A 16,981-nucleotide genomic window follows, 5' to 3' on the forward strand; every position below is an offset into this window, starting at 1 on the left:
CTATCGAGTCGGTCTCGTGGGGGAGGCCGCGCCGGGCCGCCGACCGCCGGTGTTTTTATCTGGCATCTCGAAAGGTGGAGACGAATGACCGACGAGAGCCAGCGAGCCCTCGGCGATTTCGCCGGGGGAACTGCGGGTGGGGACGACCGGCCCGTCGCCGACGAGGCGGCGGCCGTCGCCGGCAACGGGGGCGGCGGAGCCGAGGTCGTCGACGTCGACGACCAGCAGTTCCCGGCCGTCGACCAGACGACGGAGTTCGTCGTCACGCAGGTCGACTACACCGTCGAGGGCAGCGGCGACGACGAGTTCCCGGTCGTCCACGTCTTTGGCCGGACCGACGACCACGAGGCCGTCCACGCCCGCGTCTACGACTTCAAGCCGTACTTCTACGCGCCCGCCGACAGCGCCACCCCGGACCGACTGCGCCAGTACGACCGCATCACCGGATGGGAGGAGGCCGACGCCGACGGCGAGCCCTACGAGTCTATCCGCGGCGAGCGCCTGGTGAAGATCTTCGGCCAGACGCCCCGCGACGTCGGGCAGATGCGCGACGACTTCGACCACTACGAGGCGGACATCCTCTTTCCCAACCGCCTGCTCATCGACAAGGACATCACGAGCGGCGTCCGCGTCCCGGCCCGCGAACTCGACGACGGGAGTCTGAAGGTCCACCACGCCGAAATCGAGGCCGTCGAGGCCCACGCCGAGCCCCGAGTCAACACCTTCGACATCGAGGTCGACGACCGCTCGGGCTTCCCCGAAGAGGGGGACGAACAGATCCTCTGTCTCACCTCCCACGACTCCTACACCGACGAGTACGTCGTCTGGCTCTACCAGTCGCCCGACGGCATCGACGGGCCCGAGGCGCTCGCGGAGTACGACCCCATCCGTGAGGACGCGGACTTCGAGGCCGACGTTCGTATCTTCGAGGAAGAGGAGGCGATGCTCGAGGCGTTCGTCGACTACATCGTCGAGACCGACCCGGACGTCCTGACCGGGTGGAACTTCGACGACTTCGACGCCCCCTACCTGCTTGACCGCCTCGAAGTCCTCCAGGACTACTCCCACGACTACGACCTCGACGTCGACCGCCTCTCGCGGGTCGACGAGGTCTGGCGCAGCGACTGGCAGGGCCCGGACATCAAGGGCCGGGTCGTCTTCGATCTGCTGTATGCCTACAAGCGAACCCAGTTCACCGAACTCGAGTCCTACCGACTCGACGCCGTCGGCGAGCAGGAACTCGGCGTCGGCAAGGAACGCTACTCGGGCGACATCGGCGACCTCTGGGAACAGGACCCCGAGCGACTGCTGGAGTACAACCTTCGGGACGTCGAACTCTGCGTGGAACTCGACCGCGAGCAGGACATCGTCGACTTCTGGGACGAGGTCCGCACCTTCGTCGGGTGCAAACTCGAGGACGCCACGACGCCCGGGGACGCCGTCGACATGTACGTCCTGCACAAGCTGTACGGCGAGTACGCGCTCCCATCGAAGGGACAGCAGGAGAGCGAGGACTACGAGGGTGGGGCCGTCTTCGACCCCATCACGGGCGTCCGCGAGAACGTCACGGTGCTTGACCTGAAGTCGCTCTACCCGATGTGCATGGTGACGACCAACGCGAGTCCCGAGACGAAGGTCGACCCGGAGACCTACGACGGCGAGACGTACCGTGCGCCCAACGGGACCCACTTCCGGAAAGAGCCCGACGGCGTCATCCGGGAGATGGTCGACGAACTGCTGACCGAGCGTGAGGAGAAGAAGGGCAAGCGTAACAAGCACGCGCCATCGGACCCTGAGTACGAGCGCTTCGACCGCCAGCAAGCGGCGGTGAAGGTCATCATGAACTGCTTCACGCCGGACACGGACGTGTTGACCCCGGACGGCGTTCGGAACATCCGCGACCTCGATATCGGCGACGATGTCTACTCGCTTGACCCGGAGACCATGGAGATGGAGGTCAAACCGGTCGTCGAGACGCAGGCCTATCCCGACTACCGGGGCGAACTCGTCGACATCGAGACGAGCAAGATCGACTTTCGGGTGACGCCGAATCACCGGATGCTCGTCCGGAAGAACGAGACCAACGGCATCACTGAGGACGAGTATCGGTTCGTCGAAGCGGGCGACCTCGACGACGCGACGAACTACGAACTGCCTCACGACTGGGACGGGCCAGATGGCGAGCCGCTGGAGACGGTCGACCTGACAGAGTACGTCGACGACTACGAGGTGTGGGTTCGGCCGTCGGTCCACGGCCACACCTTCGCCGCCGAACTGGGGTACTACCCCGACACGGTGTTGAAAAACGACGACGGCGTGGAGGGCTACGTCTTCGGCCCCGACGAGTTCGAGGCACACCGCGAGTACATCGAGAGCGTCGCAGAGGCGACGTACATCCACGCGGAATCGGGTCGAAAGTGGATCCCACGGACGTTCGACGGGGACAACTTCCTCGAAATGCTCGCGTGGTATATCACCGAAGGAAACGTCTACACCTCCGAGACGAAACAGTTCGGCGACAAGACGAGAGGCTCCGCGACGACGGTCAAGATTGCACAGCAGGCCATCGCCGACGGCGGCGAGGGTCACCACACGTCAATCGGCGACCTACTGGCCTGGATGGGATTCGACTACTACGTCGACGACCAGTCCTATCAGTTCACCTCGAAACTGCTCGGTGAGCTATTGCGCGACCTCGCCGGAACCGACAGTTTCCACAAGCGGATTCCCGAGTTCGTCTTCGAGGCGAGTCAAGCACAGAAACGCCGCTTCCTCGAGACCCTGATCGACGGTGACGGCGACCGGCAGAAACACTCCTGGCGGTACACGACCTCCAGCGAACGACTCCGAGACGACGTCCTCCGCCTCTGTACGCACCTCGGATTGACCGCGAACTACAATCACGACAGCGGGTCGTGGCGGATCTACGTCACCGAAGACAGCAAGAACACGCTTCGGATGCACCGGAGCAGTTCGATGAGTACTGCCGACGACGGCGTTTACTGCGTCACAGTCCAAGACAACCACACGCTCATGGCGGGTCGAAACGGAACCTTCCAGTTCGTCGGCCAGTCGTTGTACGGCGTCCTCGGATGGGACCGCTTCCGCCTCTACGACAAGGAGATGGGCGCGGCGGTCACCGCGACTGGCCGGGAGGTGATCGACTACACCGACGAAGTCGTGGAAAACGAAGGGTACGAGGTCGTGTACGGAGATACCGACTCCGTCATGCTCCAACTGGGCGACATCGGCCCCGACGACGTCGAGGGCGACGTCGCGGTCTCCGACGAGATGCGTGAGAAACACCCCGAGATGGACGACGCCGAACTCGAGACCATCGCTGCCACCATCCAGAAGGGGTTCGAACTCGAAGAGACGATCAACGACTCCTATGACGAGTTCGCGCTCGACCAGTTGAACGCCGAGTTCCACCGCTTCCAGATCGAGTTCGAGAAGCTCTACCGGCGGTTCTTCCAGGCGGGCAAGAAGAAGCGCTACGCCGGCCACATCGTCTGGAAGGAGGGCAAGCACGTCGACGACATCGACATCACGGGCTTCGAGTACCAGCGCTCGGACATCGCGCCCATCACCAAGCGGGTCCAGAAGGAGGTCATCGACCGCATCGTCCACGGGGAGGGCGCCGAGAGCATCAAGTCCTACGTCGGCGAGGTCATCGAGGACTATCAGGCTGGCAACGTCGACTTCGACGACGTCGGCATCCCCGGCGGCATCGGGAAGCAACTGGACAACTACGACACCGACACCGCACAGGTGCGGGGCGCGAAGTACGCCAACCTCCTGCTGGGGACGAACTTCCAGCGCGGGTCGAAGCCAAAGCGCCTGTACCTGGACCGGGTCCACTCGGACTTCTTCGAGCGCGTGGAGGCCGAGCAAGGCCTCGATCCCGCACAGGACCCGCTGTACGGCGAGTTCCGACGGGACCCCGACGTCATCTGCTTCGAGTACGCCGACCAGATTCCGGAGGAGTTCGAGGTCGACTGGGACAAGATGCTGGAAAAGACGTTGAAAGGCCCCATCGCCCGCATCCTGGAGGCACTGGACATCTCCTGGGACGAGGTCAAGAGCGGCCAGGAACAGACCGGGCTCGGGCAGTTCATGTGAGGTCCGGTGGGCGCCCGCCGCGGGGCGTATTTCTGAAACCAAAAAATTGCTTTTCGAATCGGCAACGAGCCCAGTGAAACCCGAAACTATTATCAGCGCCTCGCACTAGTTTTCGGTTGACCTAAGAGATAACCATGGCAGTACTCGAAATCAACAATCTCCACGCCGAAGTCGCCGAAGCGGACGGTGAGCAGATCCTTCGCGGGGTCGACCTCGAAGTGCAGTCGGGCGAGATTCACGCCCTGATGGGCCCGAACGGGTCGGGCAAGTCCACCACCGCGAAGATCATCGCCGGCCACCCCGCCTACGAAGTCACAGAGGGCGAGGTCCTTATCCACCTCGAGGACGACGAGTTCGGCGCGGACTTCGAGATCCCCGAGGACATGCGGACCTGGAATCTCCTCGAGCTCGAACCCAACGAGCGCGCCGCGCTGGGCGTCTTCCTGGGCTTCCAGTACCCCGCCGAGATCGAGGGCGTCACGATGGTGAACTTCCTCCGGACGGCACTCAACGCCAAGCTCGAAGAGCGCGAGGAACTGTTCGAGGAGGACGACGAGGACGACGAGGGCGCCGAGGCCACCAACGAGGACGCCGCCGGCTACGACACCTCGCCGATGGAAGGGAACGTCGAGGAGGGCGAGATCGGCGTCGCCGAGTTCCAGCAGATCCTCCAGGAGAAGATGGAGCAACTGGACATGGACGAGAAGTTCGCCTCCCGCTATCTGAACGCCGGCTTCTCCGGCGGGGAGAAGAAACAGAACGAGGTCCTCCAGGCTGCCATCCTCGAGCCGAGCATCGCCGTGCTCGACGAGATCGACTCTGGGCTCGACATCGACCGCCTGCAGGACGTCTCCGACGGCATCAACGCGCTCCGCGACGAGCAGGGCGCCGGCATCCTCCAGATCACGCACTACCAGCGCATCCTCGACTACGTCGAACCCGACCACGTCCACGTGATGCTCGACGGCAAGATCGCCAAGTCCGGCGGTGCCGAACTGGCCGAGCAACTCGAGGACGAGGGCTACGACTGGGTCCGCGAGGAAGTCTACGAGGCCGCGTAACGCCCATCAGTCCACAGAACCAAACACAATCATGAGCTCAGACCAAGACCACCTCAAAGAGACCGACACCGAAGCCCGCTTCGAATTCAAGAAGGAGGAGAAGGCCGCCTTCCAGGCGGAGAAGGGCCTGACCGAGGAGACCATCCGGGTCATCTCGGACGACAAGGACGAACCCGAGTGGATGCTCGAGCGCCGCCTGCGCGCCCTCGAACAGTTCCAGCAGATGCCGATGCCCGAGGGCTGGCCGGGCGCGCCCGACCTCTCGGAGGTCGACGTCGCCGAGATCGTCCCGTACATCCGCCCGGACATCGAGACTCGCGGCGGCGCGGAGTCCTGGGAGGACCTCCCCGAAGAGATCAAGGACACCTTCGACAAGCTGGGCATCCCGGAGGCCGAGAAGAACGCCCTCTCGGGCGTCGGCGCCCAGTACGAGTCGGAGATCGTCTACCAGAACATGCAGGAGCGCTGGGAGGAGAAGGGCGTCATCTTCTGTGACATGGACAAGGCCGTCCAGGAACACGAAGACCTCGTCCGCGAGCACTTCATGACGAAGTGCGTCCCCCCGAGCGACAACAAGTTCGCCGCGCTCCACGGTGCCGTGTGGTCCGGCGGGTCCTTTGTCTACATCCCGGAGGACACCACCGTCGAGATGCCGGTCCAGGCGTACTTCCGCATGAACAGCGAGGGCATGGGCCAGTTCGAGCACACGCTCATCATCGCCGAGGAGAACTCCGAGGTCCACTACATCGAGGGCTGTTCCGCCCCGAAGTACTCCGCCTTCAACCTCCACTCCGGCGGCGTCGAGGTGTTCGTCGGCGAGAACGCCCACGTCCAGTACTCGACCGTGCAGAACTGGTCGAAGAACACGTACAACCTCAACACCAAGCGCGCCATCGTCGAGGCCGACGGGACGATGGAGTGGGTCTCCGGGTCCATGGGCTCGAAGGCCACGATGCTCTACCCCGCGACCATCCTGAAGGGCCCCGGCGCGACGGACAATCACATCACCATCGCCTTCGCGGGCGAGGGTCAGGACATCGACACCGGCGCGAAGGTCTACCACAACGCGCCCAACACCAAATCGACCATCGAGTCCAAGTCCATCAGCAAGGACGGCGGCCGCACGAACTACCGCGGCCTCGTCCACATCGCCGACGGCGCCGAGGGCTCCTCGACGTCCGTCGAGTGTGACGCGCTGATGTTCGACAACGAGTCGACGTCGGACACGATGCCGTACATGGAGATCCAGGAGAACAAGGTCGACGTCGCCCACGAGGCGACGGTCGGCAAGATCGGCGACGAGGACGTCTTCTACCTCCAGAGCCGCGGCCTGGACGACGACGACGCAAAGCAGATGATCGTCGCGGGCTTCATCGAGCCCATCACGGAGGAACTGCCCATCGAGTACGCCGTCGAACTGAACCGCCTCATCGAACTGGAGATGGAGGGGTCGCTCGGATAACAATGAGTACGCAGGTACACGCAAATCTCACAGAGAGCCAGGTCGAACAGATCTCAGACGACTTGGGCGAGCCCGAGTGGCTGCTCGAGACGCGGAAAGACGCGCTCGCGGCGCTCGAGGACCTCGACATGCCCGACGTCATCCGCACGCCGGGCCGCACGTGGACGAACCTCGACGCGCTCGACTACGAGACGCTGGTCGACCCGCTCGACTACGCCCAGGAGAAAGACCGCATCGACGCCGAGGGCGTCGACGTGCTCTCCTGGAGCGAGGCGCTCGACGAGCACGGCGACACAATCGAGGAGCACTTCGGCAGCGTCGTCGACCCGCAGCGCGACTATCTGACCGCGCTGTCGACCGCGCTGTTCTCGGCCGGAACCGTGGTCTACGTCCCCGAGGGCGTCGACGCCGAGGACGTGAAGATCCGGACCACGATGAACAGCAAGTCGCTGTTCAACTACACGCTGGTCCTCGCTGAGGAGTCTTCCTCGGTCACCATCCTGGAGCGACAGACGACGGGCGACGAGGTCGAGGGCGCGCGATACTACTCAGGCGTCGTCGAAGCGGTCGGCGGCGAGAACGCCTACATCCAGTACGGCACGCTCCAGAACCTCTCGGAGGAGACCTACAACTACCAGGTCAAGCGCGGCCACGCCGACACCTACGGCACGGTCGACTGGATCGAGGGCAACATCGGCTCGCGCCTGACGAAGAGTAGCGTCGAGACGCGCCTGCTCGGTGACTCCAGCGAGTCCCAGATCGTCGGCGCCTTCTTCGGCCACAACGACCAGCACTTCGACATCGCGTCGCGTGTCTGGCACGAGGCCGAGCACACCGTCGCCGACCTCGTGACCCGCGGCGTGCTCGACGACGAAGCCCGCTCGGTCTACGAGGGCGTCCAGGACGTCGGCCGCGAGGCCTGGGACACCTCCTCGTACCAGCGCGAGAACACGCTGATGCTCTCCGAGGAGTCCGAGGCCGACGCCTCGCCGAAGCTCATCATCAACAACCACGACACCGAGGCCTCCCACTCCGCGACGGTCGGCCAGGTCGACGACGAGGACATGTTCTACATGACTTCCCGCGGCGTCGACCCCGAGCGCGCGAAGAACATGCTCGTCGAGGGCTTCTTCGTGCCCGTCCTGGAGGAAGTCGCGGTCGACGAACTCCGCGAGGACTTAGACGACCTCATCGTCCAGCGCCTCACCGCGTAAGGTCGCGGTCGACTGCGCGATCCACTTTTCGATTTCGTCACGTTCGGCGACAGAGACGGACCAGTCGCACGTCCGGCCCCGACCACAACCCGGATTGGCGACGGGCGCGTGTGTCGACACGTGCCGTTCGAAACCCCACCACTCGTCCCGGCCGACGTCGCCGTCCCCGACCGGCTGGAAACGGACGCGTTCGTCGTCCGCCCGCTGACGATCGAGGACGCCGAGATGGACTACGAGGCGGTCACGACGAGCCGCGAGCGACTGCGGGGGACCTTCGGGCCCGCGGACGCCTGGCCCGAACCGGACCTGACGCTCGGGCAGAACCGCATCGACCTCGCCTGGCACCAGAAGGAACACCAGCGCCGCGACGCGTTCACCTACGCCGTCGTCGACCCCGACGAGACGGTCGAACTGGGCTGTGTGTACGTCCAGCCGACCCGCGTCGACGGGTACGACGCGGCGGTGTACTACTGGACGTCCGCGACGGCGTTCACTCGCGGGCTCGACGCCGCGATCGAGGAAGCGGTCCGCGAGTGGGTCGAGACCGACTGGCCCTTCGAGTCCGTCGCGTACCCCGGCCGGGACCTCGCCTGGGTCGACTTTCCGCCGGCCACGGACGGAACCTGAGCCAACTTCCGAACGCGGCGCCGACGCCGTTCACTCTCAGTCGGACTTGTCGCCGCGGAGCCAGACGTAGTCGTGGCCCGCGAGCGAGAAGGTGACGCCGCCCTCGGCGACGTGATAGTCGCCCGCGCCGAGTTCTTTCGTCGTGTCGGCCGCGGGGACCTCCCACTGGAGCACCGACTCGCGGGGCTCGCCGGCGAAGTTGTGCGCGAAGATGAGCGCCACGTCGTCGGTGTCGACGCGGTGGACCATCACGTCCTTGTGGCCCGAGTCGGCCATGTGGAACCGGCCGTCGCTTATCTCTGTGTTGGCGTGGCGAGCGTCGATGACCCGCTGGATGCGCGAGAGCAGGGAGTCGGGGTCGCCGCGCTGGTCGGCGACGTTGACGTGGGTGAAGTCGTACGGCTTGTCGACGATTGGCGGGTTGTAACAGTCCTCGCGGTCGGCCGTCGAGAAGCCGCCGTTCTCGCTGTCGTCCCACTGCATCGGCGTCCGGACGGACTCGCGCTCGTCGAGCCAGAGGTCCGAGCCCATGCCGATCTCGTCGCCCGAGAGCACGACCGGGGTGCCGGGGTACGAGAACAGCAGGCTGTGGGCCATCGCGATGCGGTCGTGGTCGTGGTCGTAGAGGTCCGCCAGGCGCAGGCGGTGGCCGCGACCGAAGATCCACGAGGAGCCGTCTTCGGGCCCGAAGTACTCCTTGGCGTGCTGGAGGGTCTCGTGGGGGAGTTTCAGCAGGTTCCACTCGTCGTGGTTGCGCAGGAAGTTCGCCCACTGGCCCACGCCGGAGACGTCGGGCAGAATCTCGTCGGCCCGGCGGAGCGGCCAGACGTCCTCGACGCCGATGCCGTAGACCATGTGGGCGTTGAGGACGAAGTTGAACATCAGGTCGAAGGCCTCGCCGTCGGCGAAGTAGTGGTCGAGGTGTTCGGGCTGGTCGTCGGCCTCGGCCAGCAGGATAGCGTCGGACTTGGCCTCGCGGACGACCTCTTTCATCTCGACGAAGAGGCCGATGTCCTCGGTCGTGGCGTTGTGTCCCTTCTCGATGAGCATCGGATGTGCGGCGTCGATGCGGAAGCCGTCGGCGCCCTTCTCCAGCCAGAAGCGGAGGATGTCGTGCATCTCGTCGCGCACGGCCGGGTTCGAGACGTTGAGGTCGGGCTGGTGGTGGTAGAACTGGTGGAAGTAGTGTTTGCCGGCCACCTCGTCGTAGGACCAGACGCCGTCCTCGTACTCGGGGAAGATGTTCGAGGTGTGGTAGGCGTCCTCGAGGTGGCTGGTCCAGAGGTAGTAGTCGTGGTACTTCGATTCGGGGTCCTCGCGGGCCTTCTGGAACCACTCGTGGTCGATGGAGGTGTGGTTCAACACGAGGTCGGTGAGGACCCGGATGTCCCGGTCGTGGGCCTTCTCTGCGAGTTCCTCGAAGTCCTCGAGGGTGCCCAGGCGGTCGTCGACGGCGCGGTAGTCGGCCACGTCGTAGCCGTTGTCGCGCAGCGGGCTCGGGTAGAAGGGGCGGAGCCAGAGGCAGTCGACGCCGAGCGCCTCGAGGTAGTCGACCTTCTCGATGAGTCCCTGGAAGTCGCCCCAGCCGTCGCCGTCGCTGTCCTTGAACGTCTTCACGTCGAGCGAGTAGATGACCGCGTCCTCGTGCCAGTCGGGGTCAGTCATTGTCCTGGCGTACACCTCCGGGGGGCGGAAAGTTAGCGTTTCGACTCCCATCGTGGCTGTAGGCCACAGGGAACGGCTTAAGTCGCCGCCTCCCGGATGTGCGGGCATGATCGAATCGCCCCGTCACCGCCGACCGGAGGTGTTCCGATGAGCCTCCGTGCCCCCATCGCGTCGGACCACCAGCTGGCGCGCCTCCTCCAGATCGGCATCGTCCTCGAGGAGGTCGTCGAGGCCCGCGCCGAGAAACACGCCGAGGCGACCCAGGACGCCGAGGTGGTCGCGATGCTCGAGGACGCCGTCGCGGAGTCGGCCGAGCACCGCGAGCGACTGGAGGCCATCATCGCCGACCTCGACGCGGAGACGGTCCCCTTCGACGAGATACAGACGCTCGTCGAGGCCCAGTACGAGGCCGACCAGGACTTCGACGGCATCCTCTACGACCAGCTGTGCAACGAGGAGACCGCCTATAAGTTCTACGACGACCTCATCGGCGCCATCGAGGCCTCGGACGCCGACTTCGGCGTCGACCGGACGCACCTGCTGTCGGTCCTCGAGACCATCCGCGACGAGGAGGCCGACGGCGTCGAGGAAGTCACCGAGCTCATGGAGGACTACCGATGAACACCCAGGCCCAGTACCTCAAGGCCATCTACCTCGCACAGCAACAGGCTGACGGCCCCGCCTCGACGGGCGCCGTCGCTGACTTCCTGGACGTGAGTCCGGCCAGCGCGAACGAGATGATCGGGAAACTGGAGTCCCGCGGCCTCCTCGAACACGAGAAGTATAAGGGCGTGGACCTCACCGACGAGGGCATCCAGCAGGCCCGCGACGCCCTCCAGAACTACTGTATCATCGAGCGGTTCCTCGTCGAGGTCCTGGAGGTCGAACAGTTCCGCACGGAGGCCAAACAGCTCGAGGGCGTCATCGACGAGACGGTGGCCGAGCGCCTCGACACCATCATCGACCGCGAACCACAGTGTCCGGACTGCTTCGACGCCGAGGACGACGTCTGTGGCCTGCTCGACGTCGAGGCCGAAGTCACCAGCGACTGACTGGTCTCGAAGCGTTCAAGTACGCTCCGGCGAACGATACCGATAGCGTCCCGCAGTCCCGCGGGACGAACGCAGCGAAGTCCCGTGGTGTAGTGGCCAATCATAAGGGCCTTTGGAGGCGTTCGGGTTCCCGTTCGTCGAAGATAGCCCTTGACGGCGGTTCGAATCCGCCCGGGACTACTTCTGCGAGCGACAGCGAGCAATCGTAGTTACGACGCGGATTCGAACCCTGGAAACCGAACGGAGTGAGGTTTCCTCCGGTTCGAATCCACCCGGGTGCAAGACTCCCGTCGCCCGGAGGCCGTCGGACTACCCGGCCGAGCCGACTGCGCTCGAGGGGCCCGAGGTCGCCAAACGGACTCCGAAACGGGTTATCGAATTCGAAAACGAGTGGCCTGTTCGAAGGCACTCACGGGGGCGGTTTTCACAGAGTCCGCTCAGACCTCCGAAGAGCGCCCAATGCGTGGGAACTGGCTCAGAGGGCGACAAATATCGTGGCGTTCCTGACGGCGAATTGAGACGTCATTCCCACAACAGATACTTCCAGTTAGTTTTATAACATTACAGGATGACATGTGTCATACACTTGGCAACGAAACAATGATTTCTGATAACAAAACGGCAACCGTCTCGGCGAACGGCATCCTCGTCGAACGGACGCTATCAGTGGAGGACGGGTGGGTCGTCGGTACCATCCAGGTCGAGTCCATCAGCCAGCGGCCGGACGTAGTGCACGTCGTCGAGGAGTTTCCCGACGACCTGCCGGTCGAGAGCGTCGGCTTCAAGCGGGACGACCCGCCCAGCGACGGGGAGATAACGCCCCAGCGGGTGTCGGTGCGGCTCCCGGTCGAGGACGACGCCGTCAGCGTCGACTTCGGCATTGAACTGGCCGACCCGGTGAGCGACGTGGCGTTCGAGGAACCGCAAATCGAGCGCGTCGATGCTGCCGACCCGTCGAACTCGGTCGCACAGACCGATGGCGGCGAGAACCCTGCTGCCCAGACAGACGGCGACGCGGCCACCGCCGCGCCCCAAAGCGCCGACGGCAGTGGGGCCACTGGCGGCACGGACGCACCGAAGGGGGCCGACGGGAGCTCACCGTCGGCCTCGGACGGGGGACAGCAGGGCGTCTACGCCCCGTCGACCTCCGTGAAAGACGTTATCCGGGGAGCCAACACGGACGACGCCGACGAGGACGACGGCACAGGCGAGTCAACGCAGGTGCAATCGCCGCGGCGGAGCGTCGAGACCCGACTCGACTACCTCTCGGCACGGGTCGACGAGTTCGCGGCCTACACCACCGCGCTGGAGTCGTTCTTAGACGAGCAGGGCACAGCCCAGGAGTTCATCGACAGGGTCGACGAGGAGGTAGCGGAGCTGGCGGCCGCTGTCGAGGAGGTCTCGGCAGACGTCGACGCCGTCCGGGAGACGAACCAGGACCTCGGTGACGAACTCCGGCGCCGGGCCGACGACCTGGAGGCGCGCATCGAGGACGCACGAGGGGCCGTCGAGGACGACCTCGACGACGTCAGGGCGCAGGTCGACGACGACGTGGCGCGACTCGACACGCAGCTCGACGATCAGGGCGAGGACCTCGACTCGCTGCGCGCCGACTACGAGGCGCTCGAGGCCCGCGTCAGCGACATCGAAGCGGAGATAGAACGCAACGCAGAGACCGTCGACTCGGTCGAGGCCAGCGTCTCGGACGTCGCCGCCGACGTCGACGCGCTTCAGGCGGAGGTCGAGACGCTCCGCGGTGACGTCGAGGGACTCAGCGAGTTCCGGGCGTCGCTGGCCGACGCCTTCGGCGGCGCCGGGGAGCCCGCCACGCCCGTCGACGAGTAGCGCCACTCCACCCGCATGCTAACGGGAGCCATTCCCAGTCCGCGAGAAACCACGGGCCGGTTATAATGAATGATATCTTACCTTTAGATATGCTCTATGAGACACTGCTCCCGTCGGTCCTCGGCGAAGCGGCACCGGCCACGCTCACCGTCGACGTCGCCGTCGGCGTCCTCGTCGCGGTGGTCCTCTTTGCCCTCTACTACAAGCTGATACTTCTCCGGGCAAAGCGGGGTCGTGCGCGGGACGGGCCCAACGACGGCGGTTCGTCGAGGCGCGATACAGGGAACTAGAGGTAGGCGGCGTCCCAGCGGAGGGGCTTGCGGACGTTCCCGCAGCTGTCACACTCGATGCGTCCCATCGAATCCATGGCGTTGGCCAGGGTGTTGCAGTTACTGCAGAAGTACCCGTAGCGGTCGTCGCCCTCCTCGTCGGCAAAGACCACCTGGAAGGGTGCGACTGAGCCGCGCTCGGCGTTGTCGTGGTCGATGTAGACCGTGCGGCCGTCCGCGGTCTCGATGGGTTCCCGGCCCCACTGTTCGGTCTCCGTGTAGATGTTCTCGACGTAGGTCCGGCCGTCGATCTCGACCTCGTCGGTCCCGACCTGTTCGAACCCGCGGTCGGTGTAGAAGGTGTTCCCCTCGACGTTGTCCGCGAGGACACGCCCGTCGAGATGTGCCGCCCCGAGGTCGGACAGGTGGGTGCGGGTCGCCTCGAACAGGTCCGAGGCGATGCCCTCCCCGCGGTAGGCCGGGTCGACGTGCAACCACAGGAGCGTCCCGGTGTTGTCCGCCGAGACGACGCTCTCGGAGAAGGCGACGACCTGTCCGTCCTCCTCGGCGACCAGCAGCGTGTGGTCCTCGTCGTGCATGATCTCCGCCAGGCGGTCCTCGTCGTACCACTCCTCGATGGCGCTGGTGATCGCTTGCGGACCCAGCGAGTACGAGGCCTGCAGCGACCGCCGGGCGACGTCTCTGATGGCTGGTCTGTCTGCGGATCTGGCCGTTCGGATATCCATACTCTCATTCTGTGTGCCAACCGTCATAAACGTACAGTCCCGACGGCCGGATCTGCGCTGTGTCTTAAATCTGTTAATATCTCCTGTTAGACTCGATACTGTTCGATGAATGGCGTGAAAATGTTTATATTACTACTGCTTTGATTACTAACTGCGATTGGAGGTGGACGATTAAGAACAACTCGAGCCAGTTTCCGACCGCCTGTGTCCGACGTGTCGAGCCAACGTCCGTCTGTGCATGTGTGGCCCTCACAGCGACCTTGTACCTTCCATGCGGGTTCGCTCGCTCAACCATCCCCGTGGGGGCCGCGCCTCGTGCCGTTTCTCTCAGTACCGTCCAGCGACGAGCGTCCCCCTTTGTCCCCGCCACGGGCAGCCGCATCCTCTGCCCGTGCGAGACGGATTCTCCCTGTCGTAACGCTAAAGAGTCGAACGTACCTTTCTACCTGTAAGATGATTATCGGACCCTCTCTGCGGAGGTGGTGTTGTGGGCATCGAGATTAAGGAGTCGCCGGTCTCCGACGAGGAGTTCGAGGCGATGAAGGAATTCGTCCACGACTACCTCGCCGCGAGCGTCGAGAACGAAGGCGAGGGCGGACGGATGCGCTGGTACCCCTGGCACTCCGCCGAGTACCGGTTCAACCACATCCTCAACGTGGTCGACATCGCGACGAAGATCGCTCGCCGGGAAGGGGCAAACGAGGACGTCACCAGAGTCGCGGCGCTGTTTCACGACATCGCGAAACTGGAGGCCGAACAGGACGTCCACGCCGAGGCCGGCGCGCGCATCGCCCGCGAGTACCTCGTCAGCCACGGCGACTACCCCGACTCGTTCGTCGACCAGGTGTGTACCGCCATCGAGGACCACTCCTACCAGGGCGACCTCACCGATCTCTCGCTGGAGACCCGGTGTCTCATCGAGGCCGACATCCTCGACAAGGTCGGCGCCAACGGGACGGCGCTCATGCTGTTGCGGATGGGTTACGAGGCCCGCACCCACATGGACACGGCCGAGATGGTCGAACGCGTCATCGAACGCGGGCAGGACGCCCGCGACCGCATCGTCAGCGACACGGCCGACTCGCTCATCCACCAGCGCCTGAAGCGGACCCGCTGGTTCCAGGAGTGGCTGGAGGTCGAGGTCGCCGAGATGGCGGCCGAGGAGGAGGACCAGCTCGACGACGTCGCCACCGGCATGGGCGAGTCATAGTCCCAGCGACCGGGCGAGAAAGAGGACGCCGGTGGCCGCGAGCACCGCCGCACTCGCCCACGCGACGACCGGCGCGAGTCGCTTGACGCGCTGCCGGGCGGCGACGATGGTCGCCGGGAACCCCGTTATCCACAGGCCGATCCCGCCGAACAGCCCCGCGACCAGCAGCGGGTGCCCCGTCCGGACCACGAGGACGTCCGCGAGGTCCGCCCCGACCACCGGGAGGACCGCCAGGACGTCAACCTGTCCGGGTTCGAGCAGACCGACGCCGACGGTGAGCCAGAAGACGACCTGGTAGGGGTTGGTCAGAGCCAGCACGAACGCCTTCCGGAAGCCGCGACTCTCCCCGTCGTCGGCGTCGACCGACGAGAGCGCCGTCGCGTCCTCGACCGCGCCGTAGGCGAACCACAGCATCAGGAGGCCGCCGACGGCAACCATCGCCCGCCGCAGGACGGGCATCGACCGGACCACCGTCGCGACGCCGGCGAGCGCCAGCACGAAGAAACAGGCGTCGGCCACCATCGCCCCGAGGCCGGCGGCGAACCCCGACCGCCAGCCCCGGACCGCGCTCTCCTCGGCGATGATGGCGTTCATCGGCCCCGGGGGTGCCGCGAGCGCGAGGCCGAAGACGGCCCCGCCGACGACTGTCGGGAGGAGCGAGACGGGTCCGGTCGGGGCGAGCGCGAGCCAGTGAAGCATCTATCGGAGTGGAGAACGGAGAGAAGAAAACGTCGACGTTACAGTTTGCCGGCCTTCTGCAGCTTCATCAGATCCTCGGTGTCGAGGGTCTCGCCTTCCTTGAACTTCTGGTAGATCTCCTCGGCCTCTTCGCGGGCGGCCTCCTGCTTTTCCTCGCGCTGGGAGCGCTCTTCCTGCTCCTCTTTCTTGTCGAGCTCGCGCAGGCGCTTCTGGACGCGGACGAAGTCCTCGTGGTGCTGGTCGGCGGCCTCCTGGGCCTCGACGAACTCCTCGTGTTTCTCGTCGGCCTCGTCGCGGATCTCGTCGGCCTCGCGGTAGGCCTCGATCATCTTGTTGTGGTGCTTCTGGGCTTCGTCTGCGAGCTCTGTGACCTTCTTGTGGTGCTTGGACGCCTCGGAGCGGACCTCTTCGGCCTCGGCTTTCAGCTCCTCTAAGTCACCGCTCTCGTCGAGCTTCTCGGTCTTCTCCTGGAGCTTCTCGCGTTTGGTCTCGATCTTCTCGATGAGCTCTTCTCGTCCTCGGAGGAGAGCACCTCGGTCTGCTGTTTGAACTCCAGCTCCTCGATCTCCTCTTTGAGCTCCTCGACGGATGTCCCCTCGTCGAGTTCCAGGTCGTTTTTGAGCTTGTCGACCTTGTCGAACAGCTCGTTGGCCTTCGCGTTGAGCTCGTTTCGCTTGTCCTTGTGCTCCTGGACCTGCTCGTTGAGCTCGTCGCGCTTCTCGCGGTGTTCCTGGGCCTCGTCGACCTTCTCGCGCGTCTCGGCGTTCAGGTCGTCGCGGGCGGAGGCCCGCTCGGAGGCCATCTGGTTCAGCTCGTTCCGTCGGTCACGGAGCTGGCCTGCGAGCTTGATGAGCTCGCCCTTGGACTTGTTTTCGAGATCCTCTTCGGTTACTGTAACGTTCTTTGATTCGTCTATCGAGTCTGCCATTGTTGAAACCTCTATGCCATCACCGCTTCTGCACAGACAGCGAGTCCGCTCGTGAGGGGCTGACGCCAATAATAAGGATTC

General features: G+C 64.8%; 13 protein-coding genes, 1 tRNA gene and 1 pseudogene. 11 read left to right on the forward strand and 4 right to left on the reverse strand.

What is annotated here, in order from left to right:
* Nucleotides 1-84 precede the first annotated feature (84 nt).
* The 5 genes from P1N55_RS16500 to P1N55_RS16520 all read left to right on the forward strand — a co-directional run bounded on the left by P1N55_RS16500 (nucleotide 85) and on the right by P1N55_RS16520 (nucleotide 8,486).
* On the forward strand, nucleotides 85-4,122 hold the full coding sequence (locus P1N55_RS16500; protein WP_276276589.1) for a DNA polymerase domain-containing protein: 4,038 nt from the start codon (nucleotides 85-87) through the stop codon (nucleotides 4,120-4,122).
* Between the two features lie 134 nt (nucleotides 4,123-4,256).
* Nucleotides 4,257-5,183: a Fe-S cluster assembly ATPase SufC gene (gene sufC, locus P1N55_RS16505; RefSeq protein ID WP_276276590.1), complete on the forward strand. Its 927-nt coding sequence runs from the start codon at nucleotides 4,257-4,259 to the stop codon at nucleotides 5,181-5,183.
* Between the two features lie 31 nt (nucleotides 5,184-5,214).
* A complete protein-coding gene (gene sufB / locus P1N55_RS16510) occupies nucleotides 5,215-6,645 on the forward strand; it encodes a Fe-S cluster assembly protein SufB (RefSeq protein ID WP_276276591.1) in 1,431 nt (476 codons plus the stop codon).
* Between the two features lie 2 nt (nucleotides 6,646-6,647).
* Nucleotides 6,648-7,859 carry a Fe-S cluster assembly protein SufD gene (gene sufD / locus P1N55_RS16515; RefSeq protein WP_276276592.1) on the forward strand — a complete coding sequence of 404 codons (1,212 nt, stop codon included), beginning with the start codon at nucleotides 6,648-6,650 and terminating at the stop codon, nucleotides 7,857-7,859.
* A 120-nt stretch (nucleotides 7,860-7,979) separates the two neighbouring features.
* On the forward strand, nucleotides 7,980-8,486 hold the full coding sequence (locus tag P1N55_RS16520; RefSeq protein WP_276276593.1) for a GNAT family N-acetyltransferase: 507 nt from the start codon (nucleotides 7,980-7,982) through the stop codon (nucleotides 8,484-8,486).
* A gap of 36 nt (nucleotides 8,487-8,522) precedes the next feature.
* Here the strand turns inward: P1N55_RS16520 and P1N55_RS16525 are convergent, their stop codons facing one another.
* The gene (locus tag P1N55_RS16525; RefSeq protein ID WP_276276594.1) at nucleotides 8,523-10,151 is read right to left on the reverse strand and encodes an alpha-amylase family protein; all 1,629 of its coding nucleotides are present in this window, start codon (nucleotides 10,149-10,151) and stop codon (nucleotides 8,523-8,525) included.
* 147 nt (nucleotides 10,152-10,298) lie between these two features.
* Between P1N55_RS16525 and P1N55_RS16530 the strand changes: the two genes are divergently transcribed.
* From P1N55_RS16530 to P1N55_RS16550, 5 genes are all read left to right on the forward strand, one after another.
* The gene (locus tag P1N55_RS16530) at nucleotides 10,299-10,772 is read left to right on the forward strand and encodes a ferritin-like domain-containing protein (protein ID WP_276276595.1); all 474 of its coding nucleotides are present in this window, start codon (nucleotides 10,299-10,301) and stop codon (nucleotides 10,770-10,772) included.
* A complete protein-coding gene (locus tag P1N55_RS16535) occupies nucleotides 10,769-11,203 on the forward strand; it encodes a metal-dependent transcriptional regulator (RefSeq protein WP_276276596.1) in 435 nt (144 codons plus the stop codon). The genes P1N55_RS16530 and P1N55_RS16535 overlap by 4 nt, the downstream gene beginning before the upstream one ends.
* 78 nt (nucleotides 11,204-11,281) lie before the next feature.
* Nucleotides 11,282-11,383 (forward strand) — tRNA-Gln (locus tag P1N55_RS16540).
* 420 nt (nucleotides 11,384-11,803) lie between these two features.
* A complete protein-coding gene (locus P1N55_RS16545) occupies nucleotides 11,804-13,048 on the forward strand; it encodes a hypothetical protein (RefSeq protein WP_276276597.1) in 1,245 nt (414 codons plus the stop codon).
* Nucleotides 13,049-13,137: 89 nt separating this feature from the next.
* Nucleotides 13,138-13,338, forward strand: coding sequence for a hypothetical protein (locus tag P1N55_RS16550; protein WP_276276598.1), 201 nt, complete (start codon nucleotides 13,138-13,140; stop codon nucleotides 13,336-13,338).
* Here the strand turns inward: P1N55_RS16550 and P1N55_RS16555 are convergent.
* Nucleotides 13,335-14,063 (reverse strand): GNAT family N-acetyltransferase, encoded by a 729-nt coding sequence (locus P1N55_RS16555; protein ID WP_276276599.1) that lies wholly within the window; start codon nucleotides 14,061-14,063, stop codon nucleotides 13,335-13,337. The two genes, P1N55_RS16550 and P1N55_RS16555, sit on opposite strands and share 4 nt — an antisense overlap.
* A gap of 487 nt (nucleotides 14,064-14,550) precedes the next feature.
* On the opposite strand from P1N55_RS16555, the gene P1N55_RS16560 reads away from it, so the two are divergent.
* On the forward strand, nucleotides 14,551-15,273 hold the full coding sequence (locus P1N55_RS16560; protein ID WP_276276600.1) for an HD domain-containing protein: 723 nt from the start codon (nucleotides 14,551-14,553) through the stop codon (nucleotides 15,271-15,273).
* Here P1N55_RS16560 and P1N55_RS16565 read toward each other — a convergent pair.
* Together P1N55_RS16565 and P1N55_RS16570 are read right to left on the reverse strand one after the other, a co-directional pair.
* Nucleotides 15,268-15,972: a LysE family translocator gene (locus tag P1N55_RS16565; RefSeq protein ID WP_276276601.1), complete on the reverse strand. Its 705-nt coding sequence runs from the start codon at nucleotides 15,970-15,972 to the stop codon at nucleotides 15,268-15,270. The two genes, P1N55_RS16560 and P1N55_RS16565, sit on opposite strands and share 6 nt — an antisense overlap.
* A 38-nt stretch (nucleotides 15,973-16,010) precedes the next feature.
* A pseudogene (locus tag P1N55_RS16570) lies at nucleotides 16,011-16,900 on the reverse strand (coiled-coil protein).
* Nucleotides 16,901-16,981: the final 81 nt, after the last annotated feature.

Source organism: Haloarcula regularis (assembly GCF_029338315.1).
In the GTDB taxonomy this organism is placed as follows: Archaea; Halobacteriota; Halobacteria; order Halobacteriales; family Haloarculaceae; genus Haloarcula; species Haloarcula regularis.

Coding starts and splice junctions, on each gene's coding strand:
- P1N55_RS16500 (WP_276276589.1), top strand. CDS start 85: ATGACCGACGAGAGCCAGCGAGCCCTCGGCGATTTCGCCGGGGGAACT.
- sufC (WP_276276590.1), top strand. CDS start 4,257: ATGGCAGTACTCGAAATCAACAATCTCCACGCCGAAGTCGCCGAAGCG.
- sufB (WP_276276591.1), top strand. CDS start 5,215: ATGAGCTCAGACCAAGACCACCTCAAAGAGACCGACACCGAAGCCCGC.
- sufD (WP_276276592.1), top strand. CDS start 6,648: ATGAGTACGCAGGTACACGCAAATCTCACAGAGAGCCAGGTCGAACAG.
- P1N55_RS16525 (WP_276276594.1), bottom strand. CDS start 10,151: ATGACTGACCCCGACTGGCACGAGGACGCGGTCATCTACTCGCTCGAC.
- P1N55_RS16530 (WP_276276595.1), top strand. CDS start 10,299: ATGAGCCTCCGTGCCCCCATCGCGTCGGACCACCAGCTGGCGCGCCTC.
- P1N55_RS16535 (WP_276276596.1), top strand. CDS start 10,769: ATGAACACCCAGGCCCAGTACCTCAAGGCCATCTACCTCGCACAGCAA.
- P1N55_RS16545 (WP_276276597.1), top strand. CDS start 11,804: ATGATTTCTGATAACAAAACGGCAACCGTCTCGGCGAACGGCATCCTC.
- P1N55_RS16550 (WP_276276598.1), top strand. CDS start 13,138: ATGCTCTATGAGACACTGCTCCCGTCGGTCCTCGGCGAAGCGGCACCG.
- P1N55_RS16555 (WP_276276599.1), bottom strand. CDS start 14,063: ATGGATATCCGAACGGCCAGATCCGCAGACAGACCAGCCATCAGAGAC.
- P1N55_RS16565 (WP_276276601.1), bottom strand. CDS start 15,972: ATGCTTCACTGGCTCGCGCTCGCCCCGACCGGACCCGTCTCGCTCCTC.